Origin of the sequence: Mycobacterium farcinogenes, assembly GCF_019739075.1 — a bacterium.
In the GTDB taxonomy this organism is placed as follows: Bacteria; Actinomycetota; Actinomycetes; order Mycobacteriales; family Mycobacteriaceae; genus Mycobacterium; species Mycobacterium senegalense.
Window position 1 is genome coordinate 1,043,948 of the sequence record NZ_CP081673.1, and the last position, 16,174, is coordinate 1,060,121.

Here is a 16,174-nt window from a genome sequence, read left to right on the forward strand (position 1 = left end):
TTTGCCCACGAGATTGGAGTACCGATGAGTGCACACAACGCGACACCGGTCGTGACCGAACTGACCGTGATCCCGATCGCCGGCCACGACAGCATGCTGCTCAACCTCAGCGGTGCGCACGGGCCGTTCTTCACCAGAAACCTGCTGATCCTCAAGGATTCCGACGGCAACACCGGGGTCGGGGAAGTGCCGGGCGGTGAGGCGATCCGGCGGACCCTCGACGACGCCAGGCCACTGGTGGTCGGTCGGTCCCTCGGCGGCTACCACGCCATCCTGGCGAGCATCCGACGCGAGTTCGCCGACCGGGACAGCGCGGGGCGCGGTGCCCAGACCTTCGACCTGAGGGTCATGGTGCACGCCGTCACCGCCGTGGAGTCGGCGCTGCTCGACCTGCTGGGCAAGCACCTGGGCGTCCCGGTCGCCGCCCTGCTCGGCGACGGCAGGCAACGCAGCCGGGTCCAGGCGTTGGGCTATCTGTTCTTCGTGGGCGACCGCAACCGCACCGACCTGGAGTACCTGTCCGCGGACGACGAGCCTGCCGGTGCCGACGAATGGAAGCGCATCCGCCACGACGAGGCGCTCTCGCCCGAGGCAGTGGTCCGCCTCGCCGAGGCCGCCCGGGCCCGCTACGGATTCCGCGACTTCAAGCTCAAGGGTGGCGTGCTGCCCGCGGCAGATGAGGCCAAAGCCGTCACCGCGTTGGCCGAACGGTTCCCCGATGCCCGAATCACTTTGGACCCCAACGGCGGCTGGCTGCTGGCCGACGCCATCGAGACCTGCCGCCAGCTCACCGACGTGCTGGCCTATGCCGAGGATCCGGTCGGGCCCGAAGGCACGTTCTCCGGGCGCGAGGTGATGGCCGAGTTCAAACGGGCCACCGGCCTGCCGACCGCCACCAATATGATCGCCACCGACTGGCGCGAGCTGGGACACGCGATCCGGGCCGGCGCCGTCGACATCCCGCTGGCCGATCCCCACTTCTGGACCATGAGCGGCTCGGTGCGCGTCGCGCAGCTCTGCGATGCCTGGGGTTTGACCTGGGGGTCGCACTCCAACAACCACTTCGACGTCTCCCTGGCCATGTTCACCCACGTGGCCGCCGCCGCGCCCGGTGACATCACGGCCATCGACACCCATTGGATCTGGCAGGACGGTCAGCGGATCACCAAGGCGCCCTTCCGAATCGTCGACGGCTATCTCGATGTGCCCGACACCCCCGGGCTGGGGGTGGAGCTCGACGAGGAGCGGGTCGCCGCCGCGCACGAGCTGTACCTGGCCAAGGGGCTCGGCGCCCGCGACGACGCGGTGGCCATGCAGTACCTGATCCCCGGTTGGAAGTTCGACCGCAAGCGGCCTGCGCTGCAAAGGGACTGACATGTTGGTCGTCGTCATCGAACCCAACCTGCTGGCGCACCGCGATCGCTTCGAAGCCGCGCTACCGTCGGGAACGGAGGTGGTCTGGAACGGGAGCATCGACGACTTGCGGAACGCCGATGTGTTCGTGGGCGGCCGGTTCACCGCCGAGATGGCGGCCGCGGCGGAGAAACTGCGCCTCGTGCATGTCGCGGGGGCCGGTACCGACAAGGTCGACTTCGCCGCGCTGCGGCCAGAGACGCTGGTGGCCAACACCTTCCATCATGAACGGTCCATCGCCGAGTATGTGCTCGCGGCCGCGGTGTTGCTGCGCCGCGACTTCCTGGCACAGGACCGGGCGCTGCGCCGAGGGATATGGGCCACCTCGGTCTACGACGCCAACCTGCCGCAGTTGCCCGCGATCGGGGCGGCCCGCGTCGGCCTGGTCGGCTTCGGTCACATCGGCCGGCGCGTATGGGAATTGTTCCGCGGCCTCGGCTCGACCGGGGCTGCGGTGACCGGATCCGGGCGGGTTGACCCCGAGACCCACGGCCTGTCCTGGGCGGGCGACACCTCCGAGCTGAACCGGCTCATGGCGGAGTCCGATGTGGTCGTGGTGTCGGCGCCGCTCACCGCTGCGACCGAAGGAATGATCGAGGCCGAGCAGCTTCGGGCGCTGGGTCCTGACGGCGTGCTGGTCAATGTCGGGCGCGGGCCGCTGGTGGCCGAGCGCCCGCTCTACGACGCGCTGTTGGAGGGCCGGATCAGGGCTGCCGCCATCGACGTCTGGTACCGCTATCCCGGTCCGGGCGGGCAGGGGGTACCGAGTGAGCTGCCGTTCGGCGAACTGGCCAACGTGCTGATGACGCCGCATTCCTCAGGCGTCACCACAGACACGTTCGGCGGCCGGGCGGAGGAGATCGCCGCCAACATCGGCCGCCTCGAGCGCGGCGAGCCACTGACTCACCAGTTGTAGTAGCCGCCCTCGGGGCCGAGCATGCGTTCCAGCCGGGCCCGGTTGATGCGGGCCAATTCGTTGCGGACCACCTTGCGCTCGGTCTCGGAGTCGTTGTGCAACCGGTCGGTGATCCCGGCCATGGCCCGGTGCGCGCAGCAATCCTCCACGAACATCACGAAGCCGAACCCGAAGCGCTCGGCGTAGCGCTGCACTTCCGTGTTGAGCGCCGCCATCACCGCCGGATCGTCGTCCCAGACCGAGCACTGCTCGCACACCGACTTCGGGCTGCGTGGCCGCCTGCCGATATGCGGATAGGCCTGCAGCACCCGGTCGATCGAATCCTCCCCGAGGCTGAACAACAGGGCGTCGGCTTGCCGGAACAGCGAATCGTGGTCGGCGTACGGGCGCCCACTAGCCAGATCGGTGGCCAGCACGACGCTGTAGCAGCACTCGTACACGGCGTGCACCGCACGGCGCGTCGGCGATGCGTTGTACGCCTCAAGTCCCATGCCCTGATGCATCAACACCTGGTCAATCATGGAAGGCGTATGGGACGCCGGCGTTACCCCCTGTTACGGGCAGGCAAAATCAGTGACCTGAGTTATCAGTGACCTGAGTTCTTGAACCGTTCGACCGAACGCTGCAACTCGGCCTCGGCCTCTTCGCGGCCGACCCAGTCGGCGGTCTTGACGAACTTGCCCGGCTCCAGGTCCTTGTAGTGCACGAAGAAGTGCTTGATCGCGTCGAGTTCGAACTGCGACACGTCACCGAGGTCCTGGATGTGGTCCCAGCGCGGGTCGCCGGCGGGCACGCACAGCAACTTGTCGTCGCCGCCGGCCTCGTCGGTCATCTTGAACATCGCGACCGGGCGGGCCTCGACGGTGCAGCCGGGGAAAACCGACTCGGGCAGCAGCACCAGCGCGTCCAGCGGATCGCCGTCCTCGCCGAGGGTGTTCTCGAAGAACCCGTAGTCGGTCGGGTAACCGAACGAGGTGTAGAGGTAGCGGTCGAGCTTGACCCGGCCGGTCTCGTGGTCAACCTCGTACTTGTTGCGCGAACCCTTCGGGATCTCGATGACGACGTCGAACTTCACCGTCGCGGCTCCTTCGCATCTGCGGTCGGTCTCGGGTCGTCGGGCGACGACGCGGGTCAACCCTAATGGAGCGATAGTCTGGCCTAAACGGGTGGCTCGTCCCCACCACCGGCAGAGCAGGAGAAATATGCGGCCCACACGGTGGCGGCAGTCCACCCATGTGGCGGTTGGCGTCGTGGTCCTGGTGCTGGTCGCCGCCGTCGTCGCGGTTGCTGCCGTGCTCACCGGCCACCAATCCAGTGGCGCCCAGGCGGCCCCGCCCGCACCCGCACCGGCCACCGCCAGCCCGGGTGTTGTCCCGGTGGACATGTCCGCGCCGACACCGACCGTGAGCGGCCTGGCCGCCGCGTTGGCGCCGGCCCTGGCCAATCCCGATCTCGGCGAGGTGACCGGCCGGATCACCGACGCGGAGACCGGCGCCGAACTGTGGGAACAGAATTCCGGGGTGCCGATGCAGCCGGCCTCGGTCAACAAGGTGCTGACCACGGCCGCCGCGCTGCTCACGCTCGACCGCAACGCCCGGCTGGCCACCACCGTCCTGGCCGTCGACTCACAGCCGGGTCTGGTGGTGCTCAAAGGCGGCGGAGACACGACGCTTTCGGCGGCCCCCGAGGACACCGACACCTGGTACAAGGGCGCGGCCCGGATCAGCGACCTGGCCGAGCAGGTGCGCAACACCGGCATGACGGTCACCGCGGTGCGGGTGGACACCAGCGCCTACAGCGGCCCGACGATGGCGCCGGGCTGGGATCCCGCCGACATCGAGGGCGGCGACATCGCACCGATGGAACCGGTGATGCTCGACGGCGGACGCATCCAGCCGACGACGGTGGAATCCAGGCGATCGACCACGCCGGCCCTCGACGCGGGCCGGGCCCTGGCCACCGCCCTCAAGGTGGATCCGGCATCGGTGACGGTGCTGGCCAGTGCGGTGCCGGGCGGCAGGCAGATCGCCGCGGTGCAGTCCGCGCCGCTCATCGAGCGGCTGCGCCAGATGATGAACGAGTCCGACAACGTGATGGCCGAGTCGATCGCCCGTGAGGTCGCCGCCCAGCTGAACCGGTCGCAGAGCTTCGACGGCGGAGTCGACGCGGTGCTGAGCCAGCTCGAAGGCATCGGCATCGACATGTCGGCCGCCAAGCTCGTCGATTCCAGTGGTCTGTCGACCGAGGACCGGTTGACCGCGCGCATCCTCGACGACGTGGTCAACATCGCGGCGGGCAACACCGAGCCCGCCGTACGTCCGCTGGTGGATCTGCTGCCCATCGCCGGCGGCAGCGGCACGTTGTCCAACCGGTACCTCGACACCGATGCCGGGCGTGACGCCGCGGGCTGGCTGCGAGCCAAGACGGGGTCGCTGACCGGGACCAACGCCCTGGCCGGCATCGTCACCGACGACAGCGGCCGGGTGCTGACGTTCGCGCTCATCTCCAACAACGCCGGGCCCACCGGGCGCACCGCGATCGACGAGCTGGCCGCGGTGCTGCGATCGTGCGGGTGCGGCACATGAGTGAGCGGGTCGCCGTTACCGCCGGCCGCGCCGTCGACTGGGATTTCGCCGCGACGGTCGGGGTGAAGCTGGCCCGCCCGGCTCCGCTGTCCACCGACTACACCCGCACCCAGGTGATCGAGCAGCTCTCGGAGAGTTCCCAGGCTGCCGAGCTGCCGGTGCGGGAGGTGACGGGCCTGATCGAGAATGCCGAGGTACCCGAGGCCCGGGTGGTGGACCGGCCGGCGTGGATCCGGGCGGCCACCAGGTCGATGCAGGTGATGACCACCGGCGTCCAGCCCGGCGGCGAAAGCGACACGCCCAAGCCGGGATTCATCACCGGCAGGGTGACCGGGGCGCAGACCGGTGCGGTGCTGGCATTCATCTCCTCGGGCATCCTCGGCCAGTACGATCCGTTCGGTCCCGACGGCGGCGAGCTGCTGCTGGTGTACCCGAACGTGATCGCCGTGGAACGCCAATTACGGGTCGACCCAGCCGATTTCCGGTTATGGGTGTGCCTGCACGAGGTCACCCACCGGGTGCAGTTCCGGGCCAATCCCTGGCTGGCCGACCATATGTCGCAGGCGCTGGCCGTGCTCACCCAGGACGCCGGCGACGATGTCACCGAGATGGTTGGCAGGCTCGCGGAGTTCGTCCGCAACCAGCGCAACGGATCTGCCCCCGACCCGAACTCGTCCGGTGTGCTCGGGCTGATGCGCGCCATCCAGGCCGAGCCGCAGCGTCGCGCACTCGATCAGTTGCTGGTGCTGGGCACCCTGCTGGAAGGGCACGCCGATCACGTGATGGATGCCGTCGGCCCGGCGGTGGTGCCGACGGTCTCGACCATCCGGCGTCGCTTCGATGAACGCAGGCAGCGCAAGCCACCACCGCTGCAGCGGGTGGTCCGGGCACTGCTGGGCTTCGACGCGAAGATCAGCCAGTACACCCGAGGCAAGGCGTTCGTCGACCACGTGGTGGCAGCAGTCGGGATGGCGCGCTTCAACACGATCTGGTCGAGCCCCGACACCCTGCCGCTGCCCGCCGAGATCGACGAACCGCAACGATGGATCGAACGGGTGCTCTAGCCGCGCTGCGGCACGCCGTGGCGGCCGCCGGCGAGCGGATCGACGCCCAGAGCTGGTGCGTGGCGCTCTCGGGCGGCCCGGACTCGCTGGCCCTGACCGCCGTGGCCGCACAGTTGCGCCCCACCGTCGCGCTGATCGTCGACCATCGGCTGCAAGCAGGATCCGATACCGTCGCCGCCGCCGCCCGCGAGCAAGCAGTGGCGCTGGGATGTATTGGCGCACATGTGCTTTCGGTTGACGTCGGCCGCGATGGCGGCCCGGAGGCGGCGGCCCGTCAGGCCCGTTACGCGGCGTTGGAGGCGGCCCGGGACGGCGCGCCGGTACTGCTCGGCCACACCCTCGACGACCAGGCCGAGACGGTATTGCTCGGGCTGGGCCGCGGATCGGGTGCCCGTTCGATTGCCGGGATGCGCCCGCATGACCCGCCGTGGCACCGGCCGCTGCTCGGTGTTCGGCGCGCGCAGACCCACGCGGTCTGCGACGAACTCGGCCTCGCCGCCTGGCAGGACCCGCATAACGCCGACCGCAGGTTCACCCGGGTCCGGCTACGGCACGAGGTGCTGCCGGTGCTGGAGGACGTGCTCGGCGGCGGGGTGGCCGAGGCGCTGGCCCGCACCGCGATCGCGTTGCGTGAGGATGTCGACACGCTCGACGCGTTGGCCGCCGACGCCCTGGCCGGGGCACGCACTCAAGCCGGCGGTCTGGACACCACTCGGTTGGCCTCGTTGCCCGACGCACTGCGCCGCCGGGTGATCCGGGCCTGGTTGCTGGACGGTGGCGCGTGTGATCTGACCGACATCCAGATCAGGGCGGTGGACCGGCTGGTGACAGCCTGGCGCGGGCAGGGCGGCGTGGCCGTCGCATCCGGACTGCGCAAACAGCGCTTGTTCGCGGTACGGCACGGTGCGGTGCTGACGACGCGCGCCGAACCGGTCTAGCGATCCGCGTTGGAATGCGGCCGCCTCGCATGGCACGCTGTTGCAGTGGCTGTCGACTCTGCCGAGCTGTACGCGGGAGACATCAAATCGGTGCTGTTGTCCGAGGAGCAGATCCGGACCCGCACCGTCGAACTCGCCGAGATGATCGCCGAGCAGTATCGAGACAATCTGGGTAACGACGACCTGCTTCTGGTCACCGTGCTCAAGGGTGCGGTCATGTTCGTCACCGACCTGGCGCGGACCATCCCGCTGCCCACCCAGTTGGAGTTCATGGCGGTCAGCTCCTACGGCTCGTCCACCTCGTCCTCGGGTGTGGTGCGCATCCTCAAAGACCTCGACCGCGACATCAACGACCGCGATGTGCTGATCGTCGAGGACATCATCGACTCCGGTCTCACCCTGTCCTGGTTGCTGCGCAACCTGGCCACCCGCCACCCGCGCTCGCTGCGGGTCTGCACGCTGCTGCGCAAGCCCGAGGCCGTCAAGACCGAACTCGACGTCGCCTACGTGGGTTTCGACATTCCCAACGAGTTCGTCGTCGGCTACGGCCTGGACTTCGCCGAGCGTTACCGCGACCTGCCCTACATCGGCACGCTCGAACCAAAGGTGTACTCAGCCACCTGATCGGCGCAGAATTCGTGGCATGAGCACAGCCCTGCGGATCTGCCCCTTCTGCGAGGCCACCTGTGGCCTCACGCTCACCATCTCCGACGGTCGGGTGACCGGCGCGCGCGGCGACCACGACGACGTGTTCAGCGCCGGCTTCATCTGCCCGAAAGGCGCCAGCTTCGGCGAACTCGACAACGATCCCGACCGCCTGGCGCAGCCACTGATCCGGCGCGACGGCGCGCTGACCGAGTCCACCTGGGACGAGGCCTACGGCGTCATCGCCCAGCGCCTCGGTGCGGTGATCGCCGAACACGGCGGCGCCTCGGTCGGGGTGTACCTCGGCAACCCGAATGCCCACACCATCGCCGGCAGCCTGTACGCACCGCTGATCATCAAGGGCCTGGGCACCCGCCAGGTGTTCAGCGCCAGCACCCTCGATCAGATGCCCAAGCATGTCGCCCTGGGCCTGATGTTCGGCAGCCCGGTCGCCTTCACCGTGCCCGACCTCGACCGCACCGACTACCTGGTCGTCATCGGCGCGAATCCGATGGTGTCCAACGGCAGCCTGGCCACCGCCGCCGACTTCCCGGGCAAGCTGCGCGCATTGCGCAAGCGGGGCGGCAAGCTCGTCGTCATCGATCCGGCCCGCACCCAGACGGCCAAACTCGCCGACCGGCACCTCGCGCCGCGGCCCGGCACCGACGCGGCACTGCTGTTTGCGGTCGTGCACGTGCTGTTCGCCGAGGGTCTCGTCGACCTCGGCCGGCTCAGCGAGCACGTCACCGGTGTCGAGGAGGTCCGCACCCTCGCCGACGAGTTCTCGCCCGAGGCCGTGGAGGCGGCCTGCGGAGTGGGCGCCGAGGAGATCCGGGAACTGGCTCGCGAACTCGCGGCGGCGCCGACAGCGGCCGTCTACGGCCGCATCGGCACGTCGACGGTCGAGTTCGGCACCGTCGGCAGTTGGCTGGTCGATGTGATCAACGTGCTGACCGGAAATCTCGACCGCCCGGGCGGGGCGATGTTCGCGCTCGGCGCCGCCGCGCCCGCACCGCGCCCGCCGAAACCCGGGCGCGGCTTCACGACCGGGCGCTGGGCCAGCCGGGTCTCGGGCTATCCCGAAGTGCTCTCCGAGCTGCCGGCCGCCGCCCTCGCCGAGGAGATCGACACCGCCGGCGCGGGGCAGATCAAGGCCATGATCACCATCGCCGGTAACCCGGTGTTGTCCGCGCCCGACGGCGACCGCCTCGACAAGGCACTGGACAGCGTCGATTTCATGCTGAGCATCGACCCCTACCTCAACGAGACGACGCGGCACGCCGACGTGATCCTGCCGCCGCCCCCGCCCTCGCAGAGCGCCCACTTCGACGTCGCGCTGAACAACCTCGCGGTACGTAACAACGTGCGGTACTCGTCGCCCGCGCTGCCGCTCGACGGCAGGCCCGACGAGCCCGAGATCCTGTCCCGGCTCGCCCTGATCCTCTACGGCGTCGGATACGACGGTGATCCCGCGCTGGTCGACGCCCAGGTGATCGCCACGACACTGGCGAAGGAGACCGCCAACCCCGATTCGCCCGTGGCGGGCCGCAACGTCGACGAGCTCACCGCGATGCTGTGCGACGGGCCCGGCTATGAACGCCGCCTCGACATGATGCTGCGGATCGGTCCCTACGGAGATGCCTTCGGCTCCAAGCCCGACGGGCTCACCATGGAGCGGCTGAAGGCCAACCCGCACGGCATCGACCTCGGACCGCTGCAGCTGCGGATCCCCGAGATCCTGCGAACCCCAAGCGGGCGGATCGAACTCGCGCCGGAGCCGATCGTCGCCGACGTGGCGCGGCTGCGTGAGGCGCTCGACCGGGCGGCGGGCGGGTTCCTGCTGATCGGGCGGCGCCACCTGCGGTCGAACAACAGCTGGATGCACAACCTGCCTGCCCTGTCCGGCGGCTCGAACCGGTGCACGCTGCAGATCCACCCCGACGACGCCGCCGACCTGGGGCTCACCGACATCGCGGTGGTCAAGGGGCCCGGCGGCGAACTGCTGGCCCCGATCGAGGTGAACGACGGCATGCGGCGCGGCGTGGTCTCGCTACCCCACGGCTGGGGCCATGACCGTGAGGGCACCGGTCAGCGCTTGGCGGCCGGCCATCCCGGTGCGAATGTCAACCAACTCAACGACGGCACCCATCTGGATCCGCTGTCCGGCACCGCGGTGCTCAACGGCATACCCGTCGACATCGCGCCCGCCGGCTGAATTGGAACTTCTCGTTGACTTGGAGCTGACGCAGGCTTTTTGCGGGTAGCGGTGTGCGTGGTTTCAAAGTCAACGGGCACTGCCTAGGTCAGCTCCCAGACCACCGTCACGGAGAAGTCCACCGTCTGCTGACCGGGTTCCAGCGGAACGGCCTGCATCGCGGCACGCGGCATGGGGGTCGGCGGGGGCGGAGTCGAGCCACCGGACTGCTCGGAAATCGAGATCACCTTGCCCAGGTCCAGTCCGGACAACCCGGCGTACTGCTCGGCGCGGTTCTTCGCGTCGTCGAACGCCCGGGCCCGGGCGTCGCGCACCAGGTCCGAATCGTCCTCGATCGAGTAGTCGACCGAGTTGATGCGCGTGGCGTCACCGCCGGTGCTCGCGATCAAGGCCAGGGTCTGCGACGCCTTGGCGGTGTCACGGATCTTGACCTTGATCGCGTTGCCGGCCCGATAGCCCGAGATGGTGGTGTCGGTGAATTGCGGTTGCACGCTGACCTGTGTGGTGCTGATGTCCTTGCGGTCCAGGCCCGACCCGACCAACGCATCGATCACGGCCTGCTGGCGCTGGCTGGACTGATTGAGTGCACCCGAGACGTCGGGGGCGGTGAACTCCATCGCCACCTCCGCGGTCAGGGTGTCCGGGACTCCTTGCACGTGACCGGAGCCGACGACAGTCACCTGCCGGGCTCCGTCCGGCGCGCCCGCGGCGGGGCCCGAGGTGGTATCGCACGCACTGGTGCTGACGGCGATCAGTCCCGCTGCGGCGACGCCGAAGATCCGCAATTTCGCATTCCCAGCGATCGGCATGACCGCACCCTACCGGGACGTCACGGTGTCACCAGGACTTTGCAGTGCTCCTCGGGCGAGCCGAGTTCGTCGAACGCGGTAGCCACCCCGTCGAGGCCCACTGTCCCGGTGATCATCGGCGCCACGTCGATCTCGCCCTCGGCGATGGCGCGCAGCGAGGCCGCGAATTCACCCGGGTCGTAGCCGAAGACGAACTGGATGTTGATCTGCTTGGTGATCGCGAAGAACGGGTGCACGGTATCGGGCTGCATGCAGACCCCGGCCACCACCAGGCGCGCGCCCGCCGGTGCGCGACGCAGCACGTCGTCGATGATCCCCGGGGCGCCGACCGCCTCGAACACCACCGCGGGCCGGCACTGATGGAACGGTGAGTCGACGGCTGGATCCAGGGTGGTGTGGGCGCCCATGGTGGCGGCGAGTGCGCGGCGGGTGGCCGAGAAGTCCGACGCCACAATGGTTTCCACACCCCGCAGGTTCAGCGCCGCGATGATGGCGATGCCGACGGGGCCGCAGCCGACGACGAGTGCGGCCTCGCCGGGCTCGATGCGCGACGCGTTGACCGCGTGCAGTCCCACGGCCATCGGCTCGGTCAGGGCGGCGTGCTCGGCACTCAACCCGTTGGGAACCGGCAGCAGTAGTGGCGCCGACAACAACATCTTCTCGGCGTAGCCGCCGACGGTGGTGTTGCTGTACACGATCGGGGAGATGCTGTCGCCGGAGATCAGCACCGGTACCGAGGTCACCAGGCTCCCGGCGGCGGGAGCCTCGGTTCCCGGTCCGGCATCGAGGATCTCGGCGCTGAACTCGTGGCCCATGTAGACATCACCGGCCAGGTCGATGTCCAGGTCGGGCACGCCCTCCATATCGGCACCGGCCGCCAGCATGTCGGCACCGTGCGCGGCGAAATGCAGGTCCGAGCCGCAGATCCCGCAGGCTTTCACCTCGACCAGCACCTGGCCGGGACCGGGCACCGGTTCGGGTACGTCATCGCGGACGATCATGCGTCCCTCGCGCAGGACTGCGGCGCGCATCAGCTCTTGCCCTCGGCGTCCTCGGTGGCGGCCTCGGTGATCGCGTTGACGATGGCCTGCCCGGCCCGGCCGAGCAATTGATCGCGCATACCTTTGGCCCATTCGTGCGAGGCCCGGGCCGCGGTGAGTTGCCCCTTGAAATGCGGGATCACCTCGCGGGCGAACAGTTCGTAGGAGTGGAAGGTGGCCGCCGGCGGCGCCCAGTCGTGGCCCAGGAGCAGGAAGGTGCCGAAACCGCCGGAGCGGTCCAGCAGGTCCTGGATGTAGGCGATCGCGTCGTCCGTGGTCCCGATGCAGCAATTGCCCTTGGAGGCATAGTTTTCCACGAACTCGTACGCGGAGCCGGTGTCCTCTGTTTTCTCCGACAGCGGTACGAATCCGGCGGCGCCGAAGTAGTTGGCGAAATCCTGCAGGCCGTAGGTGCAGTCCTCGATGGCCTGCTCGCGGGTGTCGGCGAGGTGGATGACGCCCAGCACCCGCCAGTTCTGCCGGTCCGGCTCGTCCCGGCCGGATTTGGCGGCCTGATCGCGCACCGTGTCCCAGGTGGTCTCGATGGCCGCATAGCCGCCGGGCACCGACATCGACAACGACAGCAACGAGGTGCCCAACGCCCCGGCCAGTCTCGGCCCGGACGGGGAAACCATTGCCGCGGTTGATATCTCGGGATACGGCCAGGTGTAGGGGCGGATGTGCAGGGCGGCATCGCGCAGGGTGAACCAGTCGGTCTTGCGGTTGATCCGCTCATCGGGAGCGGCGCGGAACAGGGCCAGGATGGCCTCCAGCGATTCCTGCATCATGGGCCGCTGATCCACCGGGTCGATGCCCATCATGTAGGCATCCGACGGCAGCGCGCCCGGCCCCGTCCCGAACATCACGCGCCCGCGGGTGAGGTGGTCGAGCAGCACCCACCGGTCGGCCACCATGAGCGGGTGGTGGTACGGCAGCGACACCACGCCGGTGCCCAACCGGATGTGTTTGGTCCGTTCGGCCGCGGCGGCGATGAACACCTCGGGGCAGGCGATGAGTTCGTAACCGCCGGAATGGTGTTCGCCGAACCAGGCCTCGTCGTAACCCAGCCGGTCCAGCGCCTCGACCCGGTCCATGTCGTATTGCAGTGCGGTGGTGGGGGATTGGCCGACCGGGTGGAACGGCGTGATGAACACGCCGAAGTTCAACGGACTCACTTCAGGCCTCCCAGGAACTCCAACAGCACCTTGTTCACCTCATCGGGCCGTTCCTGCTGAAGCCAGTGGCCGGCGCCCTCGATCAGCACTTCGCGGTAGTCGCCGGTGGCCACGTCACCCACGCGGTCGCGCGGGGTGAAGCTCAACACCGGATCGGCGGTGCCGGCCAGGAAGAGCACCGGCGCCGTGATGGTCGATGCGGGAGTGCTCTCGGTCAGCTCCCAGTTCCGGTCGAAGTTGCGGTACCAGTTCAGCGGACCGGTGAACCCGTTCTCGGTGAACGCCTCCACGTAGTGCTCGAACTCGTCGGCGCTGATCCAGTCCGGCAGCGGGGGCAGAGGCTGGTCGGCCAAGGTTTCGAGCGGTTCGCCGATACCCTGCATCGCCAGCGAGCGCCGCAGCGAGTGCCGAGGGTCGGCGCCGAGTTGCGCGTCCGCCACCCCGGGCTCCTGGAAATGCAGGATGTAGAAGTAGTTGTCGCCGAAGATCCTGCGCCAGATCTGCGTCGGCGGCCCGGGCGCCCGCGGCACCGGAGGCACGCTGAGGGCGGCCACCGCGCGGACCCGGTCCGGGAAGAACAACGGAAAGTTGGTGGCGACGGGCGAGCCCCAGTCGTGACCGATGAGGATCGCCTGTTCGGCGTCGACATCATCGAGCAACCCCGCGATGTCGGCGGTCAACTCCACGATGTTGTAGGCCTCGATGCCCTCCGGCCGCGACGAGCCCCCGTATCCGCGCTGGTCCGGGGCCAGAACGTGATAGCCGGCGTCGGCCAGGACCGGGATCTGATGGCGCCACGAATAAGCGAGCTCCGGGAATCCGTGGGTCAGCACCACCACCGGATTTCCGCGCTCACCCGCCTCGAGCACCTTCAGGGTCACGCCATTGGTATCTACTAACCGTTCGGTTGGTGTGAGCACGATCTCACCCAAGCACAGGCCGCCCGCAGTCGGCTAGATACCGTCGGGAACTGCCGGACGTTGGTCTAGCGGTAGCCTTGAATGTCTCAACTGCGCACGTTGGAAGGACCGGGCCGAACTCGGCCGAGTGATCGATGAACCGCAAAAATGTGATCCGTACGCTGACCGTGATCGCGGTCGTGCTGCTGCTGGGCTGGTCGTTTTTCTATTTCAGTGACGACACCCGCGGCTACAAACCCGTCGACACCTCGGTGGCGGTGGCGCAGATCAACGCTGACAACGTCAACAGCGCCCAGATCGACGACCGCGAGCAGCAGCTGCGTCTCGATCTGAAGAGCGGCAAGGAAGAGACCGAGAACAGCGACAAGGTCATCACGAAGTACCCGACCGGCTATGCGGTGAAGCTGGTCGACCAACTTGACGCCAAGCACGTCAAGTTCGGTACCACCGTCAATCAGGGCAGCTTCCTCGGTTCGATGTTGATCTACATGCTGCCGCTGCTGTTGCTGGTCGCGCTGTTCGTGATGTTCTCCCGCATGCAGGGCGGCGGCCGGATGGGCTTCGGCTTCGGCAAGTCGAAAGCCAAGCAGCTGGGCAAGGACATGCCCAAGACCACGTTCGCCGACGTCGCCGGTGTCGACGAGGCGGTCGAAGAGCTCTACGAGATCAAAGACTTCCTGCAGAACCCCAGCCGGTATCAGGCGCTGGGCGCCAAGATCCCGCGCGGTGTGCTGCTCTACGGCCCGCCCGGTACCGGTAAGACCCTGCTGGCCCGCGCGGTCGCCGGTGAGGCCGGCGTGCCGTTCTTCACCATCTCCGGTTCGGACTTCGTCGAGATGTTCGTCGGTGTCGGCGCCTCCCGCGTCCGAGACATGTTCGAGCAGGCCAAGGCGAACAGCCCGTGCATCATCTTCGTCGACGAGATCGACGCCGTCGGCCGCCAGCGCGGCGCCGGCATGGGCGGCGGCCACGACGAGCGTGAGCAGACGCTGAACCAGCTGCTGGTCGAGATGGACGGCTTCGGCGACCGCCAGGGCGTCATCCTGATCGCCGCCACAAACCGGCCCGACATCCTCGACCCGGCGTTGCTGCGCCCGGGCCGCTTCGACCGCCAGATCCCGGTGTCCAACCCCGATCTGGCCGGCCGGCGTGCGGTGCTCAAGGTGCACTCGGCGGGCAAGCCGATCGCCCCCGATGCGGATCTGGACGGGCTGGCCAAGCGCACCGTCGGCATGTCCGGTGCCGACCTGGCCAACGTCATCAACGAGGCCGCACTGCTCACCGCCCGCGAGAACGGCACCATCATCACCGGTGCGGCCCTGGAAGAGGCCGTCGACCGGGTCGTGGGTGGCCCGCGCCGCAAGGGTCGCATCATCAGTGAGCAGGAAAAGAAGATCACCGCCTACCACGAGGGCGGACACACCCTGGCCGCGTGGGCGATGCCCGACATCGAGCCGATCTACAAGGTGACCATCCTGGCCCGCGGACGCACCGGCGGCCACGCCGTCGCGGTGCCCGAGGACGACAAGGGTCTGATGACCCGCTCGGAGATGATCGCCCGGCTGGTGTTCGCGATGGGCGGTCGCGCCGCCGAGGAACTGGTCTTCCGCGAGCCCACCACGGGTGCGGTGTCCGACATCGAGCAGGCCACCAAGATCGCCCGCGCCATGGTCACCGAGTACGGCATGAGCTCCAAGCTGGGCGCTGTCCGCTACGGCACCGAACACGGCGACCCGTTCCTGGGCCGCACCATGGGTACCCAGGCCGACTTCGGCCACGAGGTGGCCCGGGACATCGACGACGAGGTGCGCAAGCTCATCGAGGCCGCGCACACCGAGGCGTGGGAGATCCTCACCGAATACCGCGATGTGCTGGACACCCTGGCCGGCGAGCTGCTGGAGAAGGAGACGCTGCACCGGGCCGAGCTGGAGGCCATCTTCGGTGACGTCAAGAAGCGTCCCCGGCTGACCATGTTCGACGACTTCGGCGGCCGGGTGCCGTCGGACAAGCCGCCGATCAAGACACCGGGCGAGATCGCCATCGAGCGCGGCGAGCCGTGGCCGCCGCCGGTGCCGGAGCCCGCGTTCAAGGCCGCCATCGCCGCCGCCAGCCGAGAGGCCGCCGAGCGGGCCAAGGAGACCAACGGTGCCGGGACCAACGGCGCGCCGCCGAACGGGTCGAACCAGAACGGCTCGACCCAGCCCGATTACGGCGCACCGGCAGGCTGGCACGCCCCGGGCTGGCCGCCCCCGCCGGCGCAGCCGGGATACCAGCCGCCCCAGCAACAGCAGGGCTACTGGTACCCGCCGCCGCATCCGTCGGGATGGCAACAGCCCCAGCCGTACCCGTATCAGCCTTATCCTCATCCCGGCCAGCCGAATCCGAGCGGCGAGGCAGGCAAGGACGGCGGCAACGAGAACGCCGACCGGCCCAACCCCCCGGCCCACGGCTGAT

At 68.7% G+C, this 16,174-nt stretch carries 14 protein-coding genes; 8 read left to right on the forward strand and 6 right to left on the reverse strand.

Annotation, left to right across the window (positions count from 1 at the left end; genetic code table 11):
- Positions 1–24: 24 nt before the first annotated feature.
- Positions 25–1,374 carry an enolase C-terminal domain-like protein gene (locus K6L26_RS04820; RefSeq protein WP_065063557.1) on the forward strand — a complete coding sequence of 450 codons (1,350 nt, stop codon included), beginning with the start codon at positions 25–27 and terminating at the stop codon, positions 1,372–1,374.
- A gap of 1 nt (position 1,375) precedes the next feature.
- Complete coding sequence (locus K6L26_RS04825) at positions 1,376–2,329, forward strand: 2-hydroxyacid dehydrogenase (protein ID WP_221852799.1); 954 nt, start codon at positions 1,376–1,378, stop codon at positions 2,327–2,329.
- Here K6L26_RS04825 and K6L26_RS04830 read toward each other — a convergent pair.
- Together K6L26_RS04830 and K6L26_RS04835 are read right to left on the reverse strand one after the other, a co-directional pair.
- Positions 2,317–2,832, reverse strand: coding sequence for a 2-oxo-4-hydroxy-4-carboxy-5-ureidoimidazoline decarboxylase (locus tag K6L26_RS04830; protein ID WP_221853336.1), 516 nt, complete (start codon positions 2,830–2,832; stop codon positions 2,317–2,319). The two genes, K6L26_RS04825 and K6L26_RS04830, sit on opposite strands and share 13 nt — an antisense overlap.
- An 83-nt stretch (positions 2,833–2,915) precedes the next feature.
- Positions 2,916–3,404, reverse strand: a complete 489-nt coding sequence (locus K6L26_RS04835) for an inorganic diphosphatase (RefSeq protein WP_019343665.1) — start codon at positions 3,402–3,404, stop codon at positions 2,916–2,918.
- A 127-nt stretch (positions 3,405–3,531) separates the two neighbouring features.
- Here K6L26_RS04835 and dacB point away from each other — a divergent pair, with 127 nt between their 5' ends.
- From dacB to K6L26_RS04860, 5 genes are read left to right on the forward strand one after another with little or no spacing between them, the layout of a single operon-like run.
- Positions 3,532–4,914 (forward strand): D-alanyl-D-alanine carboxypeptidase/D-alanyl-D-alanine endopeptidase, encoded by a 1,383-nt coding sequence (gene dacB / locus K6L26_RS04840; protein ID WP_043367820.1) that lies wholly within the window; start codon positions 3,532–3,534, stop codon positions 4,912–4,914.
- The gene (locus tag K6L26_RS04845; RefSeq protein WP_076111885.1) at positions 4,911–5,978 is read left to right on the forward strand and encodes a zinc-dependent metalloprotease; all 1,068 of its coding nucleotides are present in this window, start codon (positions 4,911–4,913) and stop codon (positions 5,976–5,978) included. Before dacB ends, K6L26_RS04845 begins: the two co-directional genes overlap by 4 nt.
- A complete protein-coding gene (gene tilS / locus K6L26_RS04850) occupies positions 5,957–6,916 on the forward strand; it encodes a tRNA lysidine(34) synthetase TilS (RefSeq protein ID WP_064898641.1) in 960 nt (319 codons plus the stop codon). The genes K6L26_RS04845 and tilS overlap by 22 nt, the downstream gene beginning before the upstream one ends.
- A 45-nt stretch (positions 6,917–6,961) precedes the next feature.
- A complete protein-coding gene (gene hpt / locus K6L26_RS04855) occupies positions 6,962–7,540 on the forward strand; it encodes a hypoxanthine phosphoribosyltransferase (RefSeq protein WP_019343669.1) in 579 nt (192 codons plus the stop codon).
- Between the two features lie 19 nt (positions 7,541–7,559).
- A complete protein-coding gene (locus tag K6L26_RS04860; RefSeq protein WP_221852800.1) occupies positions 7,560–9,776 on the forward strand; it encodes a molybdopterin-dependent oxidoreductase in 2,217 nt (738 codons plus the stop codon).
- Positions 9,777–9,859: 83 nt separating this feature from the next.
- On the opposite strand, the gene K6L26_RS04865 is transcribed toward K6L26_RS04860, so the two are convergent.
- The 4 genes from K6L26_RS04865 to K6L26_RS04880 are packed head-to-tail and all read right to left on the reverse strand — an operon-like array spanning position 9,860 to position 13,720.
- Positions 9,860–10,585 carry an SIMPL domain-containing protein gene (locus tag K6L26_RS04865; protein WP_064898639.1) on the reverse strand — a complete coding sequence of 242 codons (726 nt, stop codon included), beginning with the start codon at positions 10,583–10,585 and terminating at the stop codon, positions 9,860–9,862.
- A gap of 20 nt (positions 10,586–10,605) precedes the next feature.
- Complete coding sequence (locus K6L26_RS04870; protein WP_065063548.1) at positions 10,606–11,616, reverse strand: zinc-binding dehydrogenase; 1,011 nt, start codon at positions 11,614–11,616, stop codon at positions 10,606–10,608.
- Entirely contained in the window at positions 11,616–12,800 is a 1,185-nt protein-coding gene (locus tag K6L26_RS04875; RefSeq protein WP_019346083.1) for an LLM class flavin-dependent oxidoreductase, read from the reverse strand. The genes K6L26_RS04870 and K6L26_RS04875 overlap by 1 nt, the downstream gene beginning before the upstream one ends.
- Complete coding sequence (locus K6L26_RS04880) at positions 12,797–13,720, reverse strand: alpha/beta fold hydrolase (protein WP_167659409.1); 924 nt, start codon at positions 13,718–13,720, stop codon at positions 12,797–12,799. Before K6L26_RS04880 ends, K6L26_RS04875 begins: the two co-directional genes overlap by 4 nt.
- 134 nt (positions 13,721–13,854) lie before the next feature.
- On the opposite strand from K6L26_RS04880, the gene ftsH reads away from it, so the two are divergent.
- Positions 13,855–16,173, forward strand: a complete 2,319-nt coding sequence (gene ftsH / locus K6L26_RS04885) for an ATP-dependent zinc metalloprotease FtsH (protein ID WP_019346081.1) — start codon at positions 13,855–13,857, stop codon at positions 16,171–16,173.
- Position 16,174: the final 1 nt, after the last annotated feature.

Excerpts from the sequence above, each read along its gene's own strand:
- K6L26_RS04870 (WP_065063548.1), bottom strand. The coding sequence starts at position 11,616 with ATGCGCGCCGCAGTCCTGCGCGAGGGACGCATGATCGTCCGCGATGAC.
- tilS (WP_064898641.1), top strand. The coding sequence starts at position 5,957 with ATGGATCGAACGGGTGCTCTAGCCGCGCTGCGGCACGCCGTGGCGGCC.
- ftsH (WP_019346081.1), top strand. The coding sequence starts at position 13,855 with ATGAACCGCAAAAATGTGATCCGTACGCTGACCGTGATCGCGGTCGTG.
- K6L26_RS04865 (WP_064898639.1), bottom strand. The coding sequence starts at position 10,585 with ATGCCGATCGCTGGGAATGCGAAATTGCGGATCTTCGGCGTCGCCGCA.
- K6L26_RS04845 (WP_076111885.1), top strand. The coding sequence starts at position 4,911 with ATGAGTGAGCGGGTCGCCGTTACCGCCGGCCGCGCCGTCGACTGGGAT.
- K6L26_RS04830 (WP_221853336.1), bottom strand. The coding sequence starts at position 2,832 with ATGCATCAGGGCATGGGACTTGAGGCGTACAACGCATCGCCGACGCGC.
- dacB (WP_043367820.1), top strand. The coding sequence starts at position 3,532 with ATGCGGCCCACACGGTGGCGGCAGTCCACCCATGTGGCGGTTGGCGTC.
- K6L26_RS04860 (WP_221852800.1), top strand. The coding sequence starts at position 7,560 with ATGAGCACAGCCCTGCGGATCTGCCCCTTCTGCGAGGCCACCTGTGGC.
- K6L26_RS04820 (WP_065063557.1), top strand. The coding sequence starts at position 25 with ATGAGTGCACACAACGCGACACCGGTCGTGACCGAACTGACCGTGATC.
- K6L26_RS04825 (WP_221852799.1), top strand. The coding sequence starts at position 1,376 with ATGTTGGTCGTCGTCATCGAACCCAACCTGCTGGCGCACCGCGATCGC.